The following is a 537-nucleotide window of genomic DNA, read 5'->3' as shown; positions in this document are numbered from 1 at the left end:
TGTAACGATCAGCCGTAATTAAACGACTGGAGCACGCCAGTCATCGGAACCCGAAGTACCGGATACTTCGTGGGTCCAGGTGATTTTACGGTAGGTGAACTGCACTTCTTCCAGGTGGGTGAAGTGCGAGTTGCCTGGATCCTGGCAGTTGTGCATTTTGTTGTTGATGGCGACGATGATCGCGTCTTCCAGTTTGGTGGTGTAGTAGTGCTCTTGGGTACCTTGAGCAGAAGTACGGAACCACTGGATAACGATTTCGCTCATGCGCTCGCCGGAGGTCAGAGCGGCTTGCAGCAGTGGCGAAGCCTTGTCGTAGACCTTGGTGATCACAACTGGCTTGTGAACGCGCTGACCGGTTGGCTGACCGGATTGTGGGTCACGCGGGATGATCACGTCGTGGCTGAAAGCCTGAACCATAACCTGGTCTTCGTGGCCTTCCTGGTAGGTGTTGCCTACGGAGTCAGCGGTGAAAGCGCCTGCAGTGATCAGGCCTTGTTTTTCGCCGGTAACCGACATGTACGCTGGTGTTGCCATGGG

At 55.1% G+C, this 537-nt stretch carries 1 protein-coding gene; it reads right to left on the bottom strand.

The annotated features are described in order from the left end of the window. Positions 1-18: 18 nt before the first annotated feature. Positions 19-534, bottom strand: a complete 516-nt coding sequence (locus ACWR1S_RS30885; RefSeq protein WP_007919523.1) for an Hcp family type VI secretion system effector — start codon at positions 532-534, stop codon at positions 19-21. Between the last annotated feature and the right edge of the window lie 3 nt (positions 535-537).

Source organism: Pseudomonas sp. AIG (genome assembly GCF_977020205.1).
Note: the sequence above shows the minus strand (reverse complement) of the source record. Positions and strands in the feature narration are given on the sequence as shown.